At 60.6% G+C, this 22,660-nt stretch carries 27 protein-coding genes and 1 pseudogene; 7 read left to right on the top strand and 21 right to left on the bottom strand.

Annotated features, from left to right (window positions below):
* The first annotated feature begins 269 nt into the window (after positions 1-269).
* Complete coding sequence (locus tag HY067_06120; protein ID MBI3527530.1) at positions 270-557, top strand: cupin domain-containing protein; 288 nt, start codon at positions 270-272, stop codon at positions 555-557.
* 171 nt (positions 558-728) lie between these two features.
* Here the strand turns inward: HY067_06120 and HY067_06115 are convergent, their stop codons facing one another.
* From HY067_06115 to HY067_06100, 4 genes and pseudogenes are all read right to left on the bottom strand, one after another.
* Positions 729-1,460, bottom strand: coding sequence for a restriction endonuclease (locus HY067_06115; protein MBI3527529.1), 732 nt, complete (start codon positions 1,458-1,460; stop codon positions 729-731).
* Positions 1,457-2,467 carry a site-specific DNA-methyltransferase gene (locus HY067_06110; protein MBI3527528.1) on the bottom strand — a complete coding sequence of 337 codons (1,011 nt, stop codon included), beginning with the start codon at positions 2,465-2,467 and terminating at the stop codon, positions 1,457-1,459. The genes HY067_06115 and HY067_06110 overlap by 4 nt, the downstream gene beginning before the upstream one ends.
* 94 nt (positions 2,468-2,561) lie before the next feature.
* Positions 2,562-2,776: pseudogene (locus tag HY067_06105) on the bottom strand (flavin reductase).
* 98 nt (positions 2,777-2,874) lie between these two features.
* Positions 2,875-3,099, bottom strand: coding sequence for a hypothetical protein (locus HY067_06100; GenBank protein MBI3527527.1), 225 nt, complete (start codon positions 3,097-3,099; stop codon positions 2,875-2,877).
* A 224-nt stretch (positions 3,100-3,323) separates the two neighbouring features.
* On the opposite strand from HY067_06100, the gene msrB reads away from it, so the two are divergent.
* A complete protein-coding gene (msrB, locus tag HY067_06095) occupies positions 3,324-3,815 on the top strand; it encodes a peptide-methionine (R)-S-oxide reductase MsrB (protein MBI3527526.1) in 492 nt (163 codons plus the stop codon).
* A gap of 94 nt (positions 3,816-3,909) precedes the next feature.
* Here the strand turns inward: msrB and HY067_06090 are convergent, their stop codons facing one another.
* The 3 genes from HY067_06090 to HY067_06080 form a co-directional block, all read right to left on the bottom strand.
* Positions 3,910-4,500, bottom strand: a complete 591-nt coding sequence (locus tag HY067_06090; GenBank protein ID MBI3527525.1) for a 2-hydroxychromene-2-carboxylate isomerase — start codon at positions 4,498-4,500, stop codon at positions 3,910-3,912.
* Positions 4,497-5,243: an SDR family oxidoreductase gene (locus HY067_06085; protein ID MBI3527524.1), complete on the bottom strand. Its 747-nt coding sequence runs from the start codon at positions 5,241-5,243 to the stop codon at positions 4,497-4,499. Before HY067_06085 ends, HY067_06090 begins: the two co-directional genes overlap by 4 nt.
* A gap of 64 nt (positions 5,244-5,307) precedes the next feature.
* Positions 5,308-6,015: a glutathione S-transferase N-terminal domain-containing protein gene (locus tag HY067_06080; GenBank protein ID MBI3527523.1), complete on the bottom strand. Its 708-nt coding sequence runs from the start codon at positions 6,013-6,015 to the stop codon at positions 5,308-5,310.
* A gap of 269 nt (positions 6,016-6,284) precedes the next feature.
* Between HY067_06080 and HY067_06075 the strand changes: the two genes are divergently transcribed.
* Positions 6,285-7,154, top strand: a complete 870-nt coding sequence (locus tag HY067_06075) for an alpha/beta hydrolase (protein ID MBI3527522.1) — start codon at positions 6,285-6,287, stop codon at positions 7,152-7,154.
* Between the two features lie 105 nt (positions 7,155-7,259).
* Here HY067_06075 and HY067_06070 read toward each other — a convergent pair whose 3' ends face one another.
* Entirely contained in the window at positions 7,260-8,009 is a 750-nt protein-coding gene (locus HY067_06070; GenBank protein MBI3527521.1) for an SDR family oxidoreductase, read from the bottom strand.
* A gap of 119 nt (positions 8,010-8,128) precedes the next feature.
* On the opposite strand from HY067_06070, the gene HY067_06065 reads away from it, so the two are divergent.
* Positions 8,129-8,755, top strand: coding sequence for a TetR/AcrR family transcriptional regulator (locus HY067_06065; protein MBI3527520.1), 627 nt, complete (start codon positions 8,129-8,131; stop codon positions 8,753-8,755).
* Positions 8,756-8,804: 49 nt separating this feature from the next.
* Here HY067_06065 and HY067_06060 read toward each other — a convergent pair whose 3' ends face one another.
* From HY067_06060 to HY067_06045, 4 genes are all read right to left on the bottom strand, one after another.
* Positions 8,805-9,017, bottom strand: coding sequence for a flavin reductase (locus HY067_06060; GenBank protein ID MBI3527519.1), 213 nt, complete (start codon positions 9,015-9,017; stop codon positions 8,805-8,807).
* 380 nt (positions 9,018-9,397) lie between these two features.
* The gene (locus HY067_06055) at positions 9,398-10,804 is read right to left on the bottom strand and encodes a hypothetical protein (protein ID MBI3527518.1); all 1,407 of its coding nucleotides are present in this window, start codon (positions 10,802-10,804) and stop codon (positions 9,398-9,400) included.
* A 343-nt stretch (positions 10,805-11,147) separates the two neighbouring features.
* Positions 11,148-11,582, bottom strand: coding sequence for a GFA family protein (locus HY067_06050; protein MBI3527517.1), 435 nt, complete (start codon positions 11,580-11,582; stop codon positions 11,148-11,150).
* 73 nt (positions 11,583-11,655) lie between these two features.
* The gene (locus tag HY067_06045) at positions 11,656-12,489 is read right to left on the bottom strand and encodes a methyltransferase domain-containing protein (GenBank protein MBI3527516.1); all 834 of its coding nucleotides are present in this window, start codon (positions 12,487-12,489) and stop codon (positions 11,656-11,658) included.
* Positions 12,490-12,622: 133 nt separating this feature from the next.
* Between HY067_06045 and HY067_06040 the strand changes: the two genes are divergently transcribed.
* On the top strand, positions 12,623-13,627 hold the full coding sequence (locus HY067_06040) for an AraC family transcriptional regulator (protein ID MBI3527515.1): 1,005 nt from the start codon (positions 12,623-12,625) through the stop codon (positions 13,625-13,627).
* Between the two features lie 123 nt (positions 13,628-13,750).
* On the opposite strand, the gene HY067_06035 is transcribed toward HY067_06040, so the two are convergent.
* Positions 13,751-14,434: a hypothetical protein gene (locus tag HY067_06035; protein ID MBI3527514.1), complete on the bottom strand. Its 684-nt coding sequence runs from the start codon at positions 14,432-14,434 to the stop codon at positions 13,751-13,753.
* A gap of 72 nt (positions 14,435-14,506) precedes the next feature.
* On the opposite strand from HY067_06035, the gene HY067_06030 reads away from it, so the two are divergent.
* Entirely contained in the window at positions 14,507-15,373 is an 867-nt protein-coding gene (locus tag HY067_06030) for a class I SAM-dependent methyltransferase (protein MBI3527513.1), read from the top strand.
* 6 nt (positions 15,374-15,379) lie between these two features.
* Here HY067_06030 and HY067_06025 read toward each other — a convergent pair whose 3' ends face one another.
* Complete coding sequence (locus HY067_06025; GenBank protein MBI3527512.1) at positions 15,380-16,279, bottom strand: LysR family transcriptional regulator; 900 nt, start codon at positions 16,277-16,279, stop codon at positions 15,380-15,382.
* A 140-nt stretch (positions 16,280-16,419) separates the two neighbouring features.
* On the opposite strand from HY067_06025, the gene HY067_06020 reads away from it, so the two are divergent.
* A complete protein-coding gene (locus HY067_06020; GenBank protein ID MBI3527511.1) occupies positions 16,420-17,058 on the top strand; it encodes a pyridoxamine 5'-phosphate oxidase family protein in 639 nt (212 codons plus the stop codon).
* Between the two features lie 238 nt (positions 17,059-17,296).
* On the opposite strand, the gene HY067_06015 is transcribed toward HY067_06020, so the two are convergent.
* The 7 genes from HY067_06015 to HY067_05985 all read right to left on the bottom strand — a co-directional run bounded on the left by HY067_06015 (position 17,297) and on the right by HY067_05985 (position 22,485).
* The gene (locus HY067_06015; GenBank protein ID MBI3527510.1) at positions 17,297-17,770 is read right to left on the bottom strand and encodes a polymer-forming cytoskeletal protein; all 474 of its coding nucleotides are present in this window, start codon (positions 17,768-17,770) and stop codon (positions 17,297-17,299) included.
* Between the two features lie 17 nt (positions 17,771-17,787).
* Entirely contained in the window at positions 17,788-18,135 is a 348-nt protein-coding gene (locus tag HY067_06010; GenBank protein ID MBI3527509.1) for a polymer-forming cytoskeletal protein, read from the bottom strand.
* A gap of 224 nt (positions 18,136-18,359) precedes the next feature.
* The gene (locus HY067_06005) at positions 18,360-18,620 is read right to left on the bottom strand and encodes a hypothetical protein (protein ID MBI3527508.1); all 261 of its coding nucleotides are present in this window, start codon (positions 18,618-18,620) and stop codon (positions 18,360-18,362) included.
* 11 nt (positions 18,621-18,631) lie between these two features.
* Positions 18,632-18,952: a hypothetical protein gene (locus tag HY067_06000; GenBank protein MBI3527507.1), complete on the bottom strand. Its 321-nt coding sequence runs from the start codon at positions 18,950-18,952 to the stop codon at positions 18,632-18,634.
* Positions 18,949-19,425 (bottom strand): YbhB/YbcL family Raf kinase inhibitor-like protein, encoded by a 477-nt coding sequence (locus HY067_05995; protein ID MBI3527506.1) that lies wholly within the window; start codon positions 19,423-19,425, stop codon positions 18,949-18,951. Before HY067_05995 ends, HY067_06000 begins: the two co-directional genes overlap by 4 nt.
* Positions 19,426-19,530: 105 nt before the next feature.
* Positions 19,531-20,019 carry a RidA family protein gene (locus HY067_05990; protein ID MBI3527505.1) on the bottom strand — a complete coding sequence of 163 codons (489 nt, stop codon included), beginning with the start codon at positions 20,017-20,019 and terminating at the stop codon, positions 19,531-19,533.
* 297 nt (positions 20,020-20,316) lie between these two features.
* Entirely contained in the window at positions 20,317-22,485 is a 2,169-nt protein-coding gene (locus HY067_05985) for a carboxypeptidase regulatory-like domain-containing protein (GenBank protein MBI3527504.1), read from the bottom strand.
* Positions 22,486-22,660: the final 175 nt, after the last annotated feature.

The following is a 22,660-nucleotide window of genomic DNA, read 5'->3' as shown; positions in this document are numbered from 1 at the left end:
GCAGGCGTTTTTTTGCTATCTTCACACATGGCTGATCCTCCTTGTATGGACGGTGACTTCAGACACCACCATCTTAACAACGCGAGGCTCTCAGCCACCCTATTTCCTCGCACTCCTTGCGGCTTAAGGTAGTGCCATGAGGGTCTGGCTGCATTATTGCATTAAGATATTTATACCTCCGAAAAACCTTCCAGACATTTTGCAGCCCCTGTCCGCTAAAATTGGGAATTGAAGACGAATAGAGCGAGACGGAAGCAGACTGACGCAAGATGAAATCCCGCCCCCAAGCCACTTCCAAAGTCCTCACCGAAACCGACCGCACTATCGTAACGGAATGGCGCTTCGCGCCGGGGGCGGAGACGGGGTGGCACAGGCATGCGCATGACTACGTTGTGGTGGTGCTGACGGCGGGCAAGCTGATGCAGGAAACCGCGAACGGGGAGATCGTGACCGACCTTGCGGCCGGGCAGTCGTACGCACGGAGTGTCGGTGTCGAGCACAACGTGGTCAATCCGAACCCGCACGAGTTCGTGTTCGTCGAGGTCGAGTTGAAGTAGTACGCTCAAGATATCACCACGAAGAAAGTCTCGATCTCACCACGACAGCTTCAGTTCCACACCCCTACGGGTGCATGTGAGTGTTCCCTTGAGTGTGTCCTTAAGACACGAAGCCGACTTGACACCCTGAATTAGTCCCGACTGGGAGCGGAGGCATGTATCGGGCTGCCGTCACGCCAGTTTCGAAAACGCCGCAGCCCGACCATGAAGTGAGATGGCGAAATTGCGAATGCTGAGTTCGCTATTGGGCTGTGAATATATGCCTTGCGTCCCCTTCTTGGCGCTGGAGGTGAAGAAGCACGCAGAATCATAGAGCCGCTCGCGCACAAGGCGTTCGCACACCAATTCGTACCGTTTGGCATAACTTCTTAGCTGAAACTCTTCATCGACCTGGAACGGCGCAAGATTAATGTGCTTGGTTGGTCTGAGTGACCTGTCATCTTCTTCGAGCATGAAAAGATACCCAAGCCAGGGTTTTTGTGATGGCTTGAAGATTCCCTTGCCGTATGCCGTCCAGAAATCGGTGGCATTCCCTAAAGCCTCTTCAACGCGATTGTTGAAGTTATTGCCGAAGCTTCCTACTTGAGATTTCACCTCGATGGCTGCGACGAGGCTGGAGCCCGACACGACGACCAAATCCCATTCCTTCGTCGGCCGAAAAAAACCGGGCAGCGTGCGGGGTGTCTTTTCAGTCGTGTGAATGGTTGCTTTGAGCAAACCTGCATCGCGGATAATTGTAGCGATAAGCTGCACAAATCCGTCGGCGTGCTTCCCACCGGTCACTGCCGCGCGGTTGCCCGCATCCTTTCTACCGGTGTCAGATCCCTGTCGTTTGTGCTGTCTGGAGCGAATCTTCCAGAAATGCTTGACCGCTTTGCCCAGTTCTTCTTCTACGTTAATCATCCCGCTGGTATGTCCCGGCTCTCATGCAGTCGAACAGTGCGGCCGGAAAAGAGCTTGGGAAGCTCGTTTTCGATTCGTCTAGCGGCCATCTCAAAGTACCGCGGATCGACTTCCACGCCGATACTGTTTCGACCCCACTTGGCGGCGGCAACATTTGTGGTGGCCGTCCCCATGAAGGGATCGAAGACGGTGTCGCCCACGAAGCTGAACATGCGGATCAGGCGTTCTGCCAATTCCAACGGATAGGGTGCCGGATGGTGCTTGGTGGAAGCACCGGTCACTCCTGTCCATATTTGCTGGAACCATACCCTGTGATTTTCGGCCGAAATAACGCTCAGAATTCTTGTTGCCAATGACGGGCTGCGATAGCCGCCGGGCTTTCGTTCCATGAGGATGAATTCAATGTCGTTCTTTATGACGCTGTTCGGCTCATAGGGTTTGCCGAGGAAACCGCCGCCATTGCCGTTTGCTTCGTAGACCGCGTTAGCAATCTTGTGCCAGATGATCGGTGCGAGATTATTGAATCCAATTTTCCGGCAGTGTTCTTGGATCGAAGCATGCAGCGGTACGACAACATGCTCGCCGCCGTTTTTCCGACGCGACAAACATACATCCCCGACCACGCATACGACACGCCCGCCTGGCACTAGCGCGTCGTAGCATGCTTTCCAGACACGATCCAGCTCGCTTAGAAAACTCTCGTAGTCTTCGATATACCCCATCTGTCCGTCACTCTTGTTGTACTCCTTGAGGGTCCAGTAAGGTGGCGATGTGACGACAAGATGAATACTGTTGGGGGCCAGGAAATCGATTGTGCGCGAATCGTGCAGATGAAGATCATGCTTTGTGGGAATTTGAGACAGTTGTGCCTCAATAGTCGCGGTGAGTTTTGTATCTCTCGCGATCCGTGGAAGGTCGGTCTGGTGATCGGTAATCTCTCCGATCTCGGGCGGCAGCCACTGAGCGGGATCGAAGGGGACGCCTTCCGGGCCGACGGGATGGTTCATGCGGGCATTATCCCAATCCTCCTGAATTTTGACCACACTTTAAAAAATGCATGAAAAACAAAAATGAAGAAATTGCCAGGCCCGCTTCCTGGCATCACAGGTTCTGCGGCTTGAACTGGCTACGCCGGCTGATATTCCGTCCGGAGATCATGAATTTTCCCTCGCCCCGGTAGTGAACCGTCTCCGGATACTTGGGCGACGTCGCGACATGCGCCTTCTTGACTTCCAGATGAAGAGACTGTGTTTTGAGATCTGGCTGCCGTCGTAGAGCCGGCATTCGAAGTTCGCGTAGCACTCCTTGATCAAAGGCGTATCGACTTAGTATGGGGAAACGGGGGCTTGGTGTTGCATAACTAATGCAATATGCCAAGCCTGACGCGCGTTCCCGCGTTGTGAAGAAGCAACGGTCAGGGCTTCCGGAAGCGCAGCACGAACCGATCGCTGGTGCCACGGCGTTCCCCAGCCGCGCGAGGCGAGTCGTTCCAATCCCGAGCGTCGTCCTTGTTGCGCAGGAAATCGGCCTGCCCATCGAGCACGAACCCTGCCGCCAGTACTTCCGACTTGACGACACCCTCCTCAATCCGGTGAAAGGTAAACGAGTGCGTTTCTCTCGCACAGAGATCGTAGCCCAAAATTGTGTCGCTCCTTATCGCCAAGCTCGCTCGACGGTTTTCACATCCAGATAGCCCTGAATAGGGCAATACAGTAATCCTTGCATCCACCATGGTGCGCGGGGACGTATATTTGCCGAGAACGTGCTTCTGTGTCCCGATCGCCGTCGAAGTGCCCGGTTGTAAGGTACTGACGCGTCGACAGGCCAACGATGCAGTCGATACCGCATTTATAAGGACAGACAATGAATAGACGCCAATTACTCGCGAGCATTCCCGGCCTCCTTGTCGGACTGCCGGCTCTGGCGAAGGAAAACCGTGTGTATCCTCTGACGAAACCCAAATCCGAATGGAAAACCCTGCTTCCCGCCATGAGCTACCGCGTTCTTTTCGAAGAAGACACCGAGCGCGCGGGAACCAGCCCGTTGAACACGGAGAAGCGCGCAGGCACCTATGTTTGCGCCGCATGCTACCTGCCGCTTTTCAGCAGCGAGACGAAGTTTGACAGTGGCACGGGGTGGCCGAGTTTCTTTGATTATTTGCCGGGCGCGCTCGGCACGAAAAAGGATACGAGGCTCATTTGGCCACGCACCGAATATCACTGCCTGCGCTGTGGCGGGCATCAAGGGCACGTCTTCGACGATGGTCCCAAACCCACCGGGCTGCGCTACTGCAACAACGGCGTGGCGCTGCGCTTCGTTGCGAAGGAAGAAAAGCTTCCGGAATTGCGAACCTGAAACGGTGGTGCCGGGGTGAAATGGCGTAACCCCAACGATGCAGTGTGCTGTCAATGCCCGGATTCCAGATCTCTGGAATCCGGGCTGCGATGGCCTATCGCAACGCTTCCCTCACGAAATCCATCCGGTCTTGCCCCCAGAACATCTGATCGCCGACAAAGAACGTCGGCGCACCGAATACGCCGCGCTCCACGGCTGTTTGTGTGGCAGTCTTGAGCGCATCCTTGGCGGTTTGTTCACTGGCCAGTGCAACCAGGGCCTGGGCATCGAAGCCTGCCTTACGCAATGCCTCCGCCGCCGTGGCCGGGTCGTTCATGTTCAGCGAATCGACCCAGATGGCGTTGAAGATGGCGTGGCAATAATCCATGAAGCGTGCGTCGCCTTTCATCTGCAAGGCGATGGCGCCCCGCATGAACAGCAGCGTGTTGATCGGGAAATGCGGATTCCGGTTGAACGCCACACCGTAGCGTTTGGCAAAGCGCGCGAAGTCCGCAAAAATGTATTTGCCCTTCGCGGGAATGTTGGCCGGCGATTGATTGCCCGTGGCCTGGAACACGCCGCCCAGCAGCATCGGCTTGAGCACGGCTTTGGCCCCGGTGGTGGCTTCCAGGGCGGGGAGCTGCGTCCACGCGAGGTAGGAGGCCGTGCTGCCGAAGTCGAACCAGAACTCGAAGCTTTTCATCAGAACTTCTCCATGTAGGGCCGCAGGTCCAGTTCATGTGTCCAGGCATCGCGCGGCTGCGTGTGCAGCATCCAGTACGCTTCGGCGATATGGTCGGGGTTGAGAATGCCGTCCTGCGCCTTGAGCGCGTAACGCTCTGGGAACAGATCACGGATGAAGGCGGTGTCGATCGCGCCGTCGATGACGGTGTGCGCAACGTGGATGCCTTGTGGACCGAGTTCGCGCGCCATGCTTTGCGCCAGCGCACGCAGCGCATGCTTGGCGCCGGCGAACGCGGCGAAGTTCGCCGAACCGCGCATCGACGCCGTGGCGCCGGTGAACAGGATGGTGCCACGCTGGCGCGCCACCATGCGCCTGGCGACCTCGCGTCCGTTCAGGAAACCGGCGAAGCAGCCCATCTCCCAGATCTTGAAATACTTGCGCGCGGTTTCGTCGAGGATGCTCGCGGCCGCGTTGGCACCGATGTTGAACACCAGTACTTCGATGGCGCCGAGCGTGGATTCGATTTTCTCCACCATTGCCACCACTTCTTCTTCCTTGCGGGCGTCGCTGCCGAAGGCGTGGGCTTTACCGCCCGCCGCCTCGATCTGCGCGACAAGAGGCGCCAACTTGTCGGCCGAGCGCCGCGTCACGCACGTCGTGTAGCCCTCGCGCGCGAAGCGCCGGGCGATGGCCCCGCCGGTTGCGTCGCCCGCGCCGACAACGAGGCACACACCCTTGTTGGATTTCCCGTTCGTAAGCGTCACTCCTTTTGTTGGCGGGAGTAGCGGATCTTGCCTGAAGTTGTCCGCACCCCTGCTCAAAAAACCTCTACGCCGCCGCGAGGGGATAGTTCGACGGGAACATCGCGCGCTTCGCTTCCTCGTCCATCTCCTGCTTGAAGGCGATGTCTTTGCCGACAGCGCGCGCTCGCGCGACGGCGGGCCGCGCGTTGATCGCGGTAAACCAGCGCTTCAGGTTCGGATAGGCCGCGAGCGGATCGGCCTCGCCGGGAAGCACGATGGGAGCGCGGTCGACCCAACCCCAGGCTGCCATGTCGACGATCGAGTACTCGGCGCCGACGATGGTGTCGCGCGCCTTCAGGTGTTTGTCGAGTACGCGGTAGTGGCGGTCCGCCTCGCGCCGGTAGCGATTGATCGCGTAGGGAATCTGCTCCGGCGCCGCGCGCTGGAAATGCACTGCCTGTCCTGAATAAGGCCCGATGCCCGTCGCCACGAACATGAGCCAGGAAAGCAGGTCTCCGCGGTCCGCTGCGCCCCCGACGAAGCGCCCGATCTTGTCGCCGAGATAGAGCAGGATCGCGCTGGAATCGAACACCCTGACGTGTGCACCGCCGGGACCGTCGGTGTCGACGATGGCCGGCAGTTTGCCGTTCGGGTTCACAGCCCTGAAGTCCGCCGAGTGCTGTTCGCCCTTGCGCGTATCGATCGGAACGACCTCGTACGCAATACCGGACTCCTCCAGGAACAATGCGACCTTCAGGGGATTCGGCGTGGGGTGAAAGTAAAAGCGGATCAAGGCAGCCTCCTTTGACTTATTAATCTTCGATTCGAAGAGCTGGTCGATTGTACGCCCGTATCCTTGCGTCCCCGTTTCACGGAATGAGCATCTCTCCGGTGTTCTCCAATTTGCGATTGCGTTAAGCTGTGTCCGCGATAGCGCCGGCACGGATTGCCGCCGCCGTCTGTGCTGTCGCGCTCATGTAACAATCGTTTTAATCCTTGGAGAACCCCGTGCGCAAACTCATTCCCCGGTTGCTCGTCACGCTCGCGAGCCTTTTTGCCGTGATGGCGACCATCTCGCAGGCAGGTGCTGAGCAACCGATCAAGATCGAAAGCCGTTTCACGGAAGTCAACGGCGTCCGGCTGCACTACCTTGTTGCCGGCAAGGGCGAACCCGTCCTGCTGTTGCACGGTTACGCCCAGACCAGCCACATGTGGCGGCCGCTGATCCCCAAGCTCGCGCAAACACATACGGTGATCGCTCCCGATTTGCGCGGCTTCGGCGGCTCATCCAAGCCGGAAACCGGCTACGACAAGAAGACCATGGCGCAGGACATTCACGCTCTCGCGGAGGCGCTCGGCTACAAAAGCGTTGCGGTCGTCGGTCACGACATCGGGTTGATGGTGGCGTACGCCTACGCTGCGCAGTACCCGGAGGACGTCGATCGCATCGTGCTGATGGACGCATTCCTGCCCGGGGTCGGCGACTGGACCAAAGTGTGGTTGCTGCGGGATCTCTGGCATTTTCATTTCTACGGCAAAACGCCGCTGGCGCTCGTCAAAGGCCGCGAACGCACTTACTTCGAGCACTTCTGGAATGAATTCGCCGCCGATCCGAAGCACTCGGTGCCGGAGAAGGACCGGCAGTTCTATGCGAAGGCGTATGCGCAGCCGGGCGGCATGCGCGCGGGATTCGAAGTATTCCGCGCGTTCGAGCAGGATGGAAAAGACTTCGCAGACCTTGCCCAAACCAAGCTGACGATGCCGATGCTCGTGTTGAGCGGTGAGAAAGCCGGCGGGCAATTCCTGATCGACCAGGGCGAACTCGTCGACGATAACGTGGAGGGCGTAATCGTCGAGGGCTCGGGCCACTGGTTGATCAACGAAGCGCCGGAACAGGTCATTCCGAAGCTTCTCGAGTTTCTGAATCGCTGAAGTCGGCGGAGCCGGGACATCGGCCTGTACAAATGTCGATACCCGCACGACGGACAAGTCGTGCGGGTATTTCATTTCAGGGACTGCAGAGCCTCGCCTGGCGGCTCAGATCTGCGCCATGCCGCCGTCGACGGACAATTCCGCACCATTCACATAGCTGCTGTCATCCGAAGCCAGGAAGACGACGGCCTTGGCGATGTCGTCCGGCGTACCCGCGCGACCCTGCGGCGTGACGGCCACCATGCCGTCGACGAACCCCTTGATCTGTTCGTCGGTCAGGCCTAACTGGGAAAATCCCGGCGTCACTACCACTCCGGGACTGACCGCGTTCACGCGGATCTTCTTGTCCTTGAGGTCCACGGCCCAGCCGCGCGCAAAATTGCGCACCGCGGCTTTCGTGGCACTATAGATGCTGAGGGCCGCGAAGCCCTTGTTGGCGACGATGGACGCATTCAGGACAATCGTCGAACTGGGCGGCATCAGCGGCAATGCCTTTTGCACGGTGAAGACCACGCCTTTCACGTTCGTGCCGAAGATCTGGTCGTAGTGTTCCTCCGTGATCGATCCGAGCGGCGCGATCTGTCCGCCTCCGGCATTGACGAAAATCGTGTCCAGGCGGCCACTGCCCTTGCGGATGGTTTCGAAGAGCCGGTCGAGGTCGGCCAGGTTCGAGACATCGCCCTGCACGCCGACCGCGCTACCGCCGATTTCCTTGACTGCGGCATCCAGTTCTTTCTGCCGCCGTCCGGTGATGTAGACCTTCGCCCCTTCCGCGACGAATCGCTTCGCGGTGCCCAAGCCGATGCCGCTGTTGCCGCCGGTAATGAGCGCTACTTTGTTGTCGAGCTTACCCATGTTGATTCTCCTTGAGAAATTCCGCCGCAGCGAGAGTTATTTTGTAGTGAACGATACAGATAATGGCGCAAGCCTAGGCGGTTTGCGGCCGGACGTCAAATAATTTAGTATTGATCGCTATGAAAAGGACCGAGAACCCCGTCCCGGCCGTGCGCGGGCGCCCGCGCGCCTTCGATCGCGAGCGTGCGTTGCAGCGCGCGACCGACGTGTTCTGGCGCAAGGGTTACGAAGGAGCGTCGCTAAGCGACCTGACGTCCGCCATGGGCATTAATCCGCCCAGCCTTTATGCCGCGTTTGGCGACAAGGAAACGTTGTATCTCGAAGCGTTGGAGTACTACGTCAACGGTGCTGCCTGCCGAACGGCAGTCCTCGACGACGCGCCGACGGCCCGCGCTGCGGTCGAGGCGTTGCTGTTGCGATCGGCCACGGCGCTGCCGGAAATCGGCCTGGGCTGCATGCTGGTGACTTCGGCGGTCAATGCCTCGTCGCCGAAAGTGCGCAAGACGTTGACGGCATGTCGCGCGGGCGCGGAAGCCGGCCTCAAAAAGCGCATCGAGCGCGGCATCCGCGAGGGCGAACTGCCCGCGGGAACGGATGCTGCCGGCCTTGCGAAGTTCTACGAAACCGTGATGCAGGGCATGTCCACGCAGATCGCTGACGGCGTATCGCCCAAGGTTCTGCAAACGATCGTCGCGAACGCCATGCGAGCGTGGCCTGAAAAACGCAGGCGTCGCAAAACTTCCTGACCGGGGAAACAGGGTCGGGCCTGCATGTAGGACTGACGGCCAGGCGCCTTTAGAGATTCTGTGCTTTGAACCGGCTGCGCCGGTTGACCTCCCGCCCGGAAATCATGAACGCGCCGTCGCCGCGGTAATGGAACGTCTCCGGATACTTCGGCGACGTCGCGACATGCGCCTTCACGACTTCCCAGATGAAAAGACCGTGCTTTGAGACCTGACTGCCGTCGTAGAGCCGGCATTTGAAGTTCGCGTAACACTTCTCGATCAAAGGTGACTACTGCTGGTTTCCCCATCGCGTTTTGGCTTGCGCCAACGCCTCAGTCCGAGCCGCCTTGGCGTCAGTCATACATGCACGTATGAATGCGCTCGACCGCTTACGGCATTTCGCCGTCGCATTCTTGTACTCCATCTGTGCCTTCGCTTTGGCGGCTTTGTAGTCAGCCTCCTTTGATTGATCGATTGCTGCCGTGGAGAGCTTGGTTTGCCTGGCGGGCTTCTGCATGGCCGAATCGGCTGTGGCGTTCGGCTTCGTGCCTGCGGCAACATTTTGGACTGTTACCAATGTTCCAGCGCCGGCACACAGTCCGACGACCAATAGAGAAAGTGTGGTGCGTCTCATCCTGGTTGCGTTCCTTCATTAAACAGGTGTCAGCGTAGCGGCGTCCTTGCTTCGTCGTGCCGGACGTTCCACAGTTGCGCTTTACTTTCGGGCGCTTCCAACCTTTGGGGGTCATGCCCTGGATCACTGGACGCCACGGCACGCCAAGCATGGCGCAAAGTATCCCCGCCAACGCATTGTACGGCTTGCTCTCTGCGTAAGGGACTTACCGAGGAAAGGAATCCGAAGCTGCGTTCAACCGGGCGTTCAAGAGAGAGTTTGGACTGCCGAGCGCGTTGCCGACGGACGGCCTCGTGCTCGATGCTCTTGAAGACTTCCAACTGGACGCGGCTTCCGCCGACGTCGCCGAGAACGGGTCGCAGGCCTGCGAGCAGCCCGGCGGCCTCGCCGTAGCGGCCTTCGGCCCAGGCGCCAAGCGCCCGCAAACCTGGCTGGGTGATGTGCCGCGCGCGCAAGGCTGCGTAGTTGCCGCCTTGCGCACATTGCTCGATCGCCTGAACGAGACGTTGTGCCCGCGCCTGCTTGCCGGCGCTCAAGTGCGCGAGCGCCGCATGAAGGTCGACATAGGGCCAGAATCCCGGCGTCATTGTCCGTTCGAAGGCGTCGGAAACCCTGCCCCAGCGGCCTTCGTCGTCGACCCCCGCGGTCGCGAGGCGCCATAGCAGAGCAGCGGCGTCGCACGCGTCGAGTGGCGATCCCGCACTGGCGGGAAGCAACCAGGCATCGAGTATGCCGAGCGCCGACGCGACGTTTCCTGCCTCGGCGTCGAACATGGCGAGATGCCATGCGTTGTGCGTGCGCATGCGGCTCTCCGTGGCCCATTGGGCGCCCTGATCGCGCATCCATTGTGCACCGTCGCGGTGTCGCCCGGACTCGGCAATCGCGTGCGCCACCGCGTGCACGCCCAGCGGGCAGGCAGGGTCGCTCGCCAGCGCTTCCCGCCCCAGTGCCTCGGCGTACGCGGCGTCGCCGTTTTCAGCGTGCGCGAATGACGCCATGGCAAGCACGAATCCGAAATTGCGCTGATCACGCGTCCATGCCGGCACAACCGCATCGACGACCGCGCAGAGCTGGTCATGCCAACCAAGGAAGAAGTAGCACGACAGCGCGAGCCGCAGCGCCAGCAGATCGCAAGGCCACCTGTCCAGAATCGACGCATAGCGTTCAGCGGCGAGGACCGGGTTCCCGGATAGCCACGCCTCGGCCGCAGCAAAGTGGGCGCGTGTCTGCGGCGATACCGCGCGGCCATCGGCTGTCCGGATCGCTTGCGCGATCGCAGGAAAGGTGTCCGGAATTTTCGCGAGGACGCCAGCTGCGGCCCGGATGGTCTGTGCTTGATTGAACTCGGGATGCCCTGGTCCGATATCGCAAAGCTCGACGACGGGATCGCCGACGGCGCGCAGGAGGTGATCGAGGGCTAGAGAGGTCGCTTGCATGATGGTGAATTTTGCACGCGAGCCAGATTGCAGACTTGACGCAGACACCGGCGTTCTTTGCAGACGCACCGCTTCTGCAGGTTTCGTGACGGTCGTGACGTCGTGACGCCGCGAGGTCGAGTCCTCCCGCTTCAGAACTCAGGCGTTCGCCACCGAACTATCGCGCCGTCACGACCGTCACGCCGTCACGGCATCTACCAGCATTTGTCGTGCAGAACGCTCCTCGGTGGAAAAGCAGCGGTTCGCCGGGGAAATGCCGATGACAAACGACGTCGCCGAAAAAGGCGACGTCGTCATCATGCGGCGACCGCCGCCGGCGATGGTGCTTGAAGAGCCCGCCGTGTTATTCCGCCATGCTGACACCCGAGCCCCCCATTTCCTTCGGGACGTCTTTCATCTTCGGCAACCCGTCCTTGATGCGCAGCTTCGTCTCCTGATAGTTGACATGGATGCCGGCTTGATAAGGAAAGTCAGGAATAGCCGCCGCATACACGTCGGTGAGTGCCCAGCCGGGATGCTCGGTGAAGAGGTGGCCTCCACACGTCTTGCACCATTTGCGATAACTGCGCGGCGTCTTGTTGTAAGTGCCGATGTTGTCCGCTCCCCGCGTGATCTGCACCGCTTCGGGTTTCCATAGAGTGAAGGCGTTGACAGGTCCCGCCGACCAGCTTCGACACGACTCGCAATGGCAATAACCCATTGCGGCCGGCTCGCCACTGACCGTGAACTGAACCGCGCCGCAAAAGCAACTGCCTTTGTAAGATTTTCCGTTGCTCATGATGCACCTCGTTGGTTTGCACTCGTCCTGCCGATGCAGGCCTGTCCGGCCGATTGATTTTTGCCGGAAGCCATTACTTCCGCTCGATCACGACTTCGAGGTACTCGCTCGGCAGCACCAGCGTGCCGTCGCCCGAGCGGTTGTCGCGCTCCATGAGAGCCTGCAAGTCCCGGGTGAAGGCAGCCTGCTTCCCGGCATCGAGCGCGCCGAAAGTCTTGTTCATCGGGCCGTAGTAGGTGCGGAACACTTCGATCCAGTGTGCCGGCGAGCGATAGCGGAAGGTGAACTGGCGGCTGGTCGTGCGGATCTCGTTCGCGGTTTTGCCGAAGAGCTCCCCGAGCCTTGCCTTCGTGCCCCACAGTGCCGGGGATTTGACGCCCGGCGCGGGCGGGATGTACTTGCCGATCGTTTTGAACAGTTGTCCGATGAAGCTCTCGGGAGTCCAGTTCGCCAGGCCGATCCGGCCGCCGGGCTCGCAGACGCGCGCGAGCTCGCTCGCCGCCTTGTCCTGGTTCGGGGTGAACATCACGCCGAAGGTGGACATCACCGCGTCGAACGACGCGTCGGGGAAGGGCAGGTTCTCGGCGTCGGCTTCCTGGAACTGGATCGTGTGGCCTTCGGCCTGCGCCCGCGCTCGCCCGGACTCGAGCAGCGAGGACACATAATCGGTGGAGGTCACGTCGCACCAGCGGCGCGCGGCCGCAAGCGTGGCATTGCCGTTGCCGGCGGCGACGTCGAGCACGCGGCTGCCTGCGCGCAGGTCGAGCGCTTCGCAAAGGTTCTCGCCGACGATCTGCAGAGTGGTGCCCACGACGGCATAGTTGCCCGTGGACCAGGCGGCTTGCTGGCGGGTCTTGACGGCGGCGAGATCAATGGCGGGTGGGGAAGTGGAAATGACTGCGGACATTGTTGTACTCCTTGAATGAAATGGCGTCGTTGTTGCGTTGGTGGTCGGATGCTAGTATTCCCGCCCTCGTATTCCGGTTGAATGCTCAGGCGTCCGATTTTCTTGCGCGGGACGCCGGAATTGACCCTCTACTATGGATGCCTTGTCGGACGTTCTTCGCGCTGTGAGGCTCAGCGGCGCCGTCTTCCTGAACGCGGAGTTCAGTGCCCCGTGGTGCGTGGAAGGCCGGGCAGAGAGGTCGCTTTGCGCCGATTTTCTGCCGAGCTCGCAACGAGTGGTCTCCTATCATCTGATTGTGGAGGGATCATGCTGGGCACGGCTTGCCGATGACGACACCTCCGCCCTGCGGCTTTCCGCCGGCGAGCTCCTGGTGGTCCCGCAAGGCGAGACGCACGTCATGGGCAGCGTGCTCGATCTGCCGCGCACACCGTCGGCCGCCCTGCTGGCCGATCAGTTGGATACCCCTCCCGGGGACGTGATGAGGCTGACTTACGGCGGAGGAGGAGAGAAGACGCGGGTGGTGTGCGGGTTCCTCGCCTGCGACGAAGCGCTGAGCAATCCCCTGCTGGCTTCGCTGCCGCGCATTTTCAAGGTGGACGTGCGCAACAGCAGCGGATCCGCCTGGCTCGAATCATCGCTGCGCTTCGCTTCGGAGGAAGCGGCAGTTTCGCGACCGGGCAGCGCGACGGTGCTGGGCAAGCTCTCCGAGCTGTTGTTCGTCGAAGCGGTGCGTCGCTGTATCGATACATTGCCGGCGGACGAGAAGAACTGGCTCGCGGGATTGCGCGACCGCTTCGTCGGCCGCGCGCTGTCGTTGCTGCATAGCCAGCCCGCGCATGCATGGACGGTCGATGAGCTCGCGCGCAAGGTGGGATTGTCGCGCTCCGCGCTGGCCCAGCGCTTCACCGATTTCCTCGGGCAGCCGCCCATGCAATACCTGGCCCGCTGGCGCCTGCAGATCGCCGCTCAGCAACTGCGTGACGGTGAAAAGTCGCTTGCCGACGTGGCGGAACACGTGGGCTACGATTCGGAGGCGGCATTCAACCGCGCCTTCAAACGTGAATTCGGCATGCCTCCGGCAAGCTGGCGTAGGAGCGAGATCCGGAGCAAAGGCCTTCGCACGGATGCTGAAGGTTAAGCGGATTTTGGGAGAATCTCTCCGCCGCTGCCGCGTGCGGGTGCATCGCTCGGCCCAGCGCTTTGTCGCCGAAAATAAAAACCCCGTCACTCGGGCGGGGTTCGAAGTCGCTACGAATAACTATCAAGTCGTCGGCAGTGGGGTTTTCGCCCTGATCTGCGATTGCCGCATCACTTCTGTAGTTTCCCCGGCCATCCAGGGACCTTCCGCCTGCCAGTAGTCCGGCGAACGCTTGCCGGATTTGATGGACTCGGCCGAGAGGACCATCATCGTCGCGACAACCTTTTCCTGACGAAGCAGCTTGTACTCCATTGCGACCCAGTCGACGACTTCATCGATCGGTTGTCCATTCACATCGCGCTCGTAAGGTTCGTACCAGCCGCGCTGATCCGGACGGAACGTCGTCACGATGCCGGTTTGCCTGGCCGCCACGCGGAAGGGCTGCTCACCCGGGTGCCGGTACACGATCGCGAGAAGGATCTGGTTGCGCGTGAACGCGTAACGGTAATTTCCGGTCAGGACGTAGTTCTTCGCTTCTGGTTCCGGCATGCCTTGCGAAAGCAGCGGGCGGTGCAGCGAACGGTTGGCCTCGAAAATCGCTTCCGCGCGATACTGGCCGTAAATTCCCTCCTGGCCTTTGACCTTTCCGGATTTCTGGTCGACGCGCTGATCGTCGATGGATACACCGAACGTCGCCTTGTACGAGTCGTCCAGCGGCACCGCGTTCGCCTGCAACAATCCCTTGTTCAACTCCGTGAGTCCTGTTCCGACCGTATAGGGAAGAAACGCATGTTGCTCCTTGTTCATCCGGTACACTTCAGGCGACGCGTTTCCGTAAACGTACCGCTGTGATCTGCAATCCGGTATTTTTTCCCTCGCATGGCCGAGCCCCTGATCAGAGACGTCTCCGATACCGCATTCTGGATCGCGCATCATCGTGCGCTCGAATCCGAACGGGCCGACGCGCTGTTCCGCGACCCGTTTGCCGCCCGCCTGGCGGGAGAGCGCGGCGGGGAAATAGCGGTGTCGATGCCCAACTCGCGCATCATCGGTTGGACGATCGTGATCCGGACCTGCATCATCGACGACTTCATCCGGGCTGCAATCGGCGAAGGCGTCGACACCGTCCTCAACCTCGGCGCGGGACTGGATACGCGTCCGTACCGAATGAACCTGCCGGCATCGCTGCACTGGATAGAAGCCGACTATCCCCACATCATCGAGTACAAGGAAAGCCGGTTGGCGCACGAGACCCCGCGCTGCCGTCTGGAGCGCGTGAGGATCGATCTCGCCGGCCGTCCGGCGCGGCAGAAACTGTTTTCCCGCGTCAATGCTCAAGCTAACAGGATTCTGGTTCTCACCGAAGGCGTCGTTCCTTATCTGAGCGTCGAGGAGGCGGCGTTGCTGGCGGACGACCTCAGAGCCCTGGATCGTGTCCGCTATTGGCTGGTGGATAACTTTTCCCCCGAGGCGATGAAGTTCCGCCACCGCAAAGGGCTGGGGCAGAAGATGCAAAATGCCCCGTTCAAGTTTGCGCCTGGCGACTGGTTCGGTTTCTTCCGGCAGCACGGGTGGCAATCCAAAGAGATCCGCTGGCTGGCCGACGAAGGCGAGCGCCTGCGCCGGCCGATCCCGCTACCCCCGCTTGCCAAGGTTGCAGTGAAATTCTGGGGCCTTTTCCTGTCGAAGGAGCGGAGGGACGCTCTGCGAAAATTCGCGGGTTATGTATTACTGGAGCCCTGCTGAGACTATCTAGCTCAGCGCCTTGTCCGCTCTCAATCTTTCCACCAGCAAGTCAACAAAAGTTCTGACCTTGGCAGAGGCCTGCCGGCCTTCGCTGTGCAGGACATGGATAGGCAGGCGTGGCGGCTCGAAGTCGCTCAGAACGGCTTTCAATTGACCCGAGGCCAGGAACGCAGCGATCTGATAGGAGAGCAGGCGAGTCACGCCGAAACCCTGCACGGCTGCCACGATGGCGGCTTCATTGTTCGTTACCGTCAGCCGCGGTGTCAATTTGACACTCGTCGTTTTCTTGCCGTTCACGAATTTCCAATCGACGGAAGGCGAGACCGGGTTCGCGGCGACAACGGCGTGCTTGGCGAGATCGGCCGGCGCACGCGGAACGCCATTCGCCTTGAGGTAATCCGGCGCGGCGCACACGACGCGGCGCACATGGCCGACGCCGATCGCCCTCATGCTCGAGTCGGGCAGTTCGCCGATGCGTATGCCCACATCCATGCCTTCTTCGAGCAGGTTGACGATCCGATCGAGGAATACCGCCGAGATGGACATGTCGGGAAAGTGCCTCAGGTATTCGACGACGCTGGGCATGACGAACATGCGGCCGAACAGCACCGGCGCGGTGACGGAGAGCTGGCCGCGCGGCGCAGCGTTCACGCCGGCGACGGCTTCGTCGGCTTCATCCGCGTCCGCGATGATGCGCCGCGCATGTTCCAGGTAACGCTGCCCCGCATCGGTAGCCCGGACGAAGCGGGTGGTCCGGGTAAGCAGGTTTACGCCGAGGCGCTTTTCAAGCGAGGCGATCGCCCGGGTCACGGCAGGCGGGGACATCCCCAGCCTGCGCGCGCCGCCGGCGAAGCTCTCTTCTTCCGCCACCGCCACATAGACGGCCATGAGGTGAAACCGGTCCATTCAGTATTCCGGTAAACGGAAGAATGAATTGTAATCGGCGGTGATTCTTCTTTCCATCGGAATTCTTCACGATGCGCTCCATTCGCAATGCACTAGGCGAAGCGAACCGACTTCGACCCATCTTGAATAGGAGAACCGCCATGACCAAACCGACTCTTGTTCCCAGCGATGTCGCCTTTACCCCCACCGTCAAAGCCATTCAGGCCCGGCACGGCTCGCGTACGGCGTATGCCCGGATGGAAGAAGGAGAGGGCTGGGAAACCACAATCACGCCGGACCTCGCCGGGTTCATCACCGCGCAGACCAGCGTGTTCCTCGGCACGGCGAATGCCGCCGGTCAGCCGTACATCCAGCATCGCGGCGGACCCGCGGGGTTCCTGCACGTTCTCGATGACAAGACGATCGCCTTTGCGGACGTTCGCGGCAACCGGCAGTTCATCACGTTGGGCAATCTCGCGGAAAATCCCAAGGCCCACCTGTTCCTGATCGATTACGCGCATCGCCAGCGCGTGAAAATCTGGGGCGAGGCGCGCGTGGTCGAGGATGATCCCGCGTTGCTGGAGAAGCTGATGCCCAAGAATGAAAAGTCGCGGGGCGAGCGGGTGATCCTGTTCACCGTGACGGCGTGGGACACCAACTGTCCGAAGCATATTCCGCAGCGCTTCGAAGCCGCGGATGTCGCGCGCACGCTCGAACAGCGCGACCGGCGCATCGCCGATCTCGAAAAAGAAGTGGTACGGCTGAAGGGGCAACTGGCTCGTACGCCCGTTGCGGGGTGATCCGCGTGAGGCGCTTGCCGAGCTGAGGTCGGATCGCCAGGGTCGAGATAAAGAAACGCATTTGAGCATGTGCCAGCGCGACCGCGCCATGGTCGACAGCAATCCTGACACTACTGTTCTTGAAACTCGTATCAGCCCGGAGGACCCGGGTGTCGGAGAATTCAGAATTGGCTCAGGGTCAACCTGATCGACGCAGGCTGATCAGCCCAGACATCGTAACCTTTGCCTGGGCTGACGCTTACTCGCGTATCAGGTCGCCCTTGATGGTGCCGCCTCTTCGGATGGTGATGGTGTTGTAACTCAATTTGCCATCTACAACGGCACGGCTACCCACCACCAGATCCTTGCACTCAATCGCACCGGACAGGCATCCCTCCACGTTGATGCTGTCGGCTTTTACACTGCCGTCCACCAGCCCTTTGGCGCCAATCAAAAGTGTTTGTACAACGAGATTACCCTTGATTGCGCCGTCCACGGTCAATGAACCTGCGGACTTGATGTCGCCCGTGAATTCAAATCCCTCGCTGATGAGGGACGATGTTACCGATAACGGCGCTGATCCCTTGTCGACAATCGACGGTTTTACGGACAAGGGTGCCGGCTGGCGGACGGGTTCCGGACGCGGGGTTCTTTCCGGCATGGCCAAAACCGCGTGTTGCCCGGATTTGTCCTGCGAATGCTTGAACTCCGGATTTTTGCTGAACATGTTCATGTGCAATGAGCCAAATGTCAGGCCGCGGTACCGGCCGCCGCTATCTTGCTGAGATTGCCCTGCAGGTCACCGCCTTTTTCAATCTCGATTTCGGCATACTGGATTTCGCCGATGACCTTGCCTGTCGATCGGACGAAGAGGGCCTTGGTGGAAGTCACGTTTTCGTGAATTTCTCCGCGAACATCGACCAGGTCGGCGGTTACCTTCCCTTTCAGGACACCGGTGTTGCCCACGAGGATTTCACGCGCGGTCAAATCCCCATCGATCGTTCCGGAAATGGAAGCGCTGTTCGGCACAACAAAGTTACCGCTGAGTTTCACGCCTTCACCAACAACCAGGCAGCCATTGTGATTGTCATCAGCCATATAGAGCTCCTTGTAAAAAGCCTGCAATCGCGGACACCGTAATGGCAGGACATGCGATTCTTTGGAAACGCTGCCATCTTCGCAGTCTGCAAGACAAGCCAGTGCTCCGAACAGGAGGATAAATCTGCCGCTTATCGGGATTTTGGCCGGAACCGTGGGGCCAGGCGGGGTCAGACGCATTGGGGGCGCGCGAGTCCGCCGCGGTGGCCGCAAGTTGCAGCGCTTCAGCGAAGCATCCACCACACGATGAGGGCCGCCACTGCCGGCACCGCAAACACGAGGAGAAACATGGGCGCCTCCTCCGCGACCGAGTAGCCGGCCTGCTTGACCCCCATAACCATGTTGATGCCCGCCCCGACGAGCCACAGCGGAAGAAAGATGAGTGCGGCCGTCGCGATCCCGGGCGTGCCGCCAAGGACACGCCCGGCGATGGCGCACAGGCCGAGCAAGCCGAAACCAATCGCAAGGACAATGATCGTGTGCATGATGTGCCCCTCTAATCCGCCTGCCCGATGTCCAGGCGCTTGATCTTGCCGGACGGGGAGAGCTGGAACCTGAAATAGGTTCGAAAGTCGCCCCACTGGTCCGAATGGAATGCGCCGGTCAGGTCGAGGCCGTTGTTTTCCACCCGGTCGATAGACGTGAACCGTTCGTGGCCGAGAGCGTCCTGCGTGAACTTCTCGAGGCTGCGAGGGGCGCCGTCGTCGTAGAGCCTGGCGTCGGGTTCGAAGAGCGCGGACCAGGCTTTGCGGTCGCCGCTCTGCAGCGCCTCGATGGCGGCTTTGACGGCAGGGTTCGTTAGCGCGTTCGTATTCACTGGTTTTTCTGATAAGTCCCAATCAACACCGCCTGTTCGATGACATGCCCCTTCATCGCCTTCTCCACATCCTGCTTGCGCGGCTTCTTCATGTCAGGAAGCACGACGTCGAGCGCGTAGAGCTTGTGAAAGTAGCGATGGCGGCCGATAGGCGGGCAGGGGCCGCCGTAGCCGATGCGCAGGAAATCGCTGTTGCCTTGCAGCGTGCTTGCGGGTAATTCTTTCGGCGAGACGCCCTGCGGCAGACCGGTCGCCAAAGGCGGAATGTTGTAGAGCACCCAGTGGACCCAGGTCATCTTCGGCGCGGCGGGATCGGGCGCGTCGGGATCGTCTATGATCAGCACCAGGCTCTTCGCGTTCGCCGGAACGCCGCTCCAGGCGAGCGGCGGCGAAACGTCCTGTCCCTGGCAGGTATGGATTTTGGGAATTCCGCCTTCGTGCACGAAGGCAGTCGAAGTCAGTTTGAGCGTCATGGCCTTGTCCTCCTCTGCATGGACCCCCTGCATCATCAGCGCTGACGCAATCAGCGCCGAAATCAAAACCAAAAGAAATGACAGCTTGCATTGCCGCATTACTGTTTACCTCATCGTCGCCAAACACTCGATTTCCACTCTCGCCCCGAACGCCAGGCCGTTTGTCGCAAACGCACTTCGCGCGGGCATGCGGTCCTGGGGAAAGTAGGTTCGATAGACTTCGTTCATGGCGGCCCACTCCTGGATGTCGAGTAGCATCACGGTGCATTTGACCACGTGGTCAAAGTCCGATCCGTATCGGTCGAGCGCCCCCTTGATGTTCTCCATTACCTGCTTCGTTTCCGCCTGTATCCCGCCTGGCACCACCGTATTCGTGCCCGGGATCCTCCCGGTGAAGCCAGACAAGTAAAGCATATTCCCGACGCGAACCGCTTCGGAAAACGGCCGCTTGAGAAGGGTCGTTGCAGGCGAGGTCAGATATTCGGGTCCCGGCTGTCGAGCCTGTCCCGCGTGCGACTCTTGTTGGGCGTTGACGCTTTGAGAGAATGCGAAGCCAAGGCAAAGAATACTCAGGTAAAACGATCGCCGGGTCATGGTGCTCTCCTTATGTGCGTCAGGCAACGGTCGCCAGGCCTGCAGTGTGCATAAACTGTCCAGCCACGGCTGCTCAAGTAAACCTATTTATTGATTCGCCTATTATCTGTCAGGCATATTCGAGCAATGGATCCGACAAATAGCGCAGATTTGAATAATTAAGGCATGCCGAAACGAAAACAGGCCAGCAATTTTCGCTGGCCTGTTTCCTCGAAGGTTTGTCAGGGTGACGCCCTTTTTGAGCGATGAACTCGACTCTCCTTCGCGTACCCCTCAAGGGCACCCGCCGAGCGAACTTTATCTTGCGAGCGGATCGGGCCTGAGCTGGAACTTGAAGACCCTGGACAGGTTTTTTGTCCCGTCTTCGGAGTGGAACGGCGCTCGGGTGGAATTCGTCGCCCAGAGTGCCCTGCCTTTCCACCCGGCTTTCGGATCGTCGATGCGTCCTTCCGCCCACTTCGCGAAGAAGCCCATGGGGTAGGGCACGCGCAGCGTCACGAACTTGCCGTTGACCAACGCGAAGTAGGCGTCACTGGTGTTGCCCGTCGCGATCGGCACGTTTTCGCCGAGCCCCAGTGTGTTGAACCAGTCGACCCAGACGTAGTAGCTCGCCTCGGCGCTGCCGTCGTCGTGCACGTCCCTGAACTGCGGTCCGGGTAACCGGACCAGCGTCCAGCCCTCGGGGCAGTGCCGGCGGGTGGCCGCGCCCGGCCCGTTCAACGGTCCCTTGCACTTGCGCCTGTCGAAGCTGCCGAGATGGCCGCTCGCGTACGAGGCCCAGAACACGCCGTTGCGATCGATGTCACCGCCGCGCGCCCCGTAAGCGGGCAGCGGCGGCTCGTAGATTTCGGTGATCGCCGTGTTGGCCGGATCGGACCCCGGCGCGACGCGCACGATATAGCTGGGGAACGGCGCCAGCGCGGTTCCCCAGACCGAACCGTCGACCGGGTTCACGGCAACGCTGTAGAGGTTGACCGCGATGCGCTTGTCCTTGGCAGGGTCGAGCGGCTGGTCGGGCTCGACCCATTCGTCGCGCTTGCCGTTGCCGTTGGTATCAAGCACGAAGGGCGTCCAGCCCTGCGATTCCATCTCGTCGCCGGTTTCCTCGAACTTCTTGCGGTTCAGCCAGCCGAGCACGCCCGGGCCACCCACCCCGCTCGACGTCCACAGGGTATTGTTGGCGTCTTCGGCGAAGATGACATGGTGCGTTGGGAAGCACGTCGAGATCAGCGTCCACTTGCTCGAAGCAGGGTCGTACATCGAGAGATGCCGCATTGCGCTCTCGAGCGGGAACACTTTCGCCGACGGATGGTTCGAGCCTTTCTTGCAATCGTCGGGATTGTTCGCCTGCCGGATACGCGCCGCCGCCCAGACCCGCCCTTTCTCGTCCATCATCTGGTTGTGCGTGCTGCTCTGGCTGTCCCAGATCGGATCGGGGCCCCAGTAAGGAGAAGGCGCCATCGGATCGGTCCGGTAAGACGGCGTGTTCGGATCGCGGACGGGGTGCTTCACTTCTGTCGCGGTGTGCCTGACTGGGTCGAGAACCGGCCAGTAATCCGTGCTGTTCTCCGGTGCCCCGTACATTTTGCCATTGGCATTGATCGTGGGTTTGCGCCGATCGGTGGAGATCAAGTCGTGCATGTAGGCGCCAGGGTGGCTCCATTCCCACAGCGTCAGCACGAGGTTGCGCTCGATGCCTTGCGGCCGCGCCGGCCGATCGAAGGGGAGTTCGCCGGCAGCGATCCGGTCGGTCCAGTCGGCCCACTGCGCGAGCGCCCGCGCGGTACCGAGCCGGCCGGCCACGGTAACCATGTTGTTCATGGCCTGACCCGAGGCGATGCGCCGCGCCCAGGCCTCCGTGGAATTCATGTGCGCGAAATCCTTCGGCAATGTGCGCGTGCCGCGCGTGCCTAACGCGTGACACGCCATGCAGCCGTTGGTCTTCACGGTGCTGAGCCATTCTCTCTGGCCGCTGATGTCCAGTTGGATGCCGTTGCCCTCGAACCCCGTGCCGGGGAATTCGCTTGGTGCCGGAATCTTCAACAGGCTGTACCAGAAGATCGCCGGGTAATACTCTGCCGCTGCCGCGGCGCTCGGCGCCACCACCGCGCTCAAATCGAGGAGCTTCCCGGGCGCGCTGCGGACCTTGGGCGAATCGACCAGTCCGTAGCCGCGCACCCACACGTTGTAGGTGGCCTTGGGAAGGTCGGGAATGAGGTAGCGCCCTCGATCATCGGTGACCACGATCTTGGCGAAGCGGGTCGGAAGATCAGTCGTCTCTGCGATCACCCAAACGCTCGCTTCCGGACCGTTCGCGCTCTTCACCGCCCCGCCGAGGTCGCTGGCGCCGATCTGGATCGCCGGGTCGGCGGGCTGCTGCGCGTTCAACGGGGCCTGTCCGACGCCGAACAAGATGGCGATGCCGAGCGCTGCCATCGTTGCGTACAACACACCTGGTTTCCGCATGGTCCCGCTCCTCTATTGAAGTGTTTCCGGGTCTGCCCGCGCCGCCAGCCCGGTTTTTATACCGTCGGCAGCGGGCGAACCGCGTGCCGTGGGCCAAGCGTATCAGAATGCCCGGACGCCCCCTCTGGGCATCAAAACCTGTCTATTGGAGGATCTGGAATCGCTCTTTAGAGCG

The organism is Betaproteobacteria bacterium, from assembly GCA_016194905.1.
Lineage (GTDB): Bacteria > Pseudomonadota > Gammaproteobacteria > Burkholderiales > JACQAP01 > JACQAP01.
This window is presented reverse-complemented; position numbering and strand designations above follow the sequence as displayed.

Coding starts and splice junctions, on each gene's coding strand:
- HY067_06120 (MBI3527530.1), top strand. CDS start 270: ATGAAATCCCGCCCCCAAGCCACTTCCAAAGTCCTCACCGAAACCGAC.
- HY067_06115 (MBI3527529.1), bottom strand. CDS start 1,460: ATGATTAACGTAGAAGAAGAACTGGGCAAAGCGGTCAAGCATTTCTGG.
- HY067_06110 (MBI3527528.1), bottom strand. CDS start 2,467: ATGAACCATCCCGTCGGCCCGGAAGGCGTCCCCTTCGATCCCGCTCAG.
- msrB (MBI3527526.1), top strand. CDS start 3,324: ATGAATAGACGCCAATTACTCGCGAGCATTCCCGGCCTCCTTGTCGGA.
- HY067_06075 (MBI3527522.1), top strand. CDS start 6,285: ATGGCGACCATCTCGCAGGCAGGTGCTGAGCAACCGATCAAGATCGAA.
- HY067_06070 (MBI3527521.1), bottom strand. CDS start 8,009: ATGGGTAAGCTCGACAACAAAGTAGCGCTCATTACCGGCGGCAACAGC.
- HY067_06065 (MBI3527520.1), top strand. CDS start 8,129: ATGAAAAGGACCGAGAACCCCGTCCCGGCCGTGCGCGGGCGCCCGCGC.
- HY067_06055 (MBI3527518.1), bottom strand. CDS start 10,804: ATGCAAGCGACCTCTCTAGCCCTCGATCACCTCCTGCGCGCCGTCGGC.
- HY067_06050 (MBI3527517.1), bottom strand. CDS start 11,582: ATGAGCAACGGAAAATCTTACAAAGGCAGTTGCTTTTGCGGCGCGGTT.
- HY067_06045 (MBI3527516.1), bottom strand. CDS start 12,489: ATGTCCGCAGTCATTTCCACTTCCCCACCCGCCATTGATCTCGCCGCC.
- HY067_06040 (MBI3527515.1), top strand. CDS start 12,623: ATGGATGCCTTGTCGGACGTTCTTCGCGCTGTGAGGCTCAGCGGCGCC.
- HY067_06035 (MBI3527514.1), bottom strand. CDS start 14,434: ATGAACAAGGAGCAACATGCGTTTCTTCCCTATACGGTCGGAACAGGA.
- HY067_06030 (MBI3527513.1), top strand. CDS start 14,507: ATGGCCGAGCCCCTGATCAGAGACGTCTCCGATACCGCATTCTGGATC.
- HY067_06025 (MBI3527512.1), bottom strand. CDS start 16,279: ATGGACCGGTTTCACCTCATGGCCGTCTATGTGGCGGTGGCGGAAGAA.
- HY067_06020 (MBI3527511.1), top strand. CDS start 16,420: ATGACCAAACCGACTCTTGTTCCCAGCGATGTCGCCTTTACCCCCACC.
- HY067_06015 (MBI3527510.1), bottom strand. CDS start 17,770: ATGAACATGTTCAGCAAAAATCCGGAGTTCAAGCATTCGCAGGACAAA.
- HY067_06010 (MBI3527509.1), bottom strand. CDS start 18,135: ATGGCTGATGACAATCACAATGGCTGCCTGGTTGTTGGTGAAGGCGTG.
- HY067_06005 (MBI3527508.1), bottom strand. CDS start 18,620: ATGCACACGATCATTGTCCTTGCGATTGGTTTCGGCTTGCTCGGCCTG.
- HY067_05995 (MBI3527506.1), bottom strand. CDS start 19,425: ATGACGCTCAAACTGACTTCGACTGCCTTCGTGCACGAAGGCGGAATT.
- HY067_05990 (MBI3527505.1), bottom strand. CDS start 20,019: ATGACCCGGCGATCGTTTTACCTGAGTATTCTTTGCCTTGGCTTCGCA.
- HY067_05985 (MBI3527504.1), bottom strand. CDS start 22,485: ATGCGGAAACCAGGTGTGTTGTACGCAACGATGGCAGCGCTCGGCATC.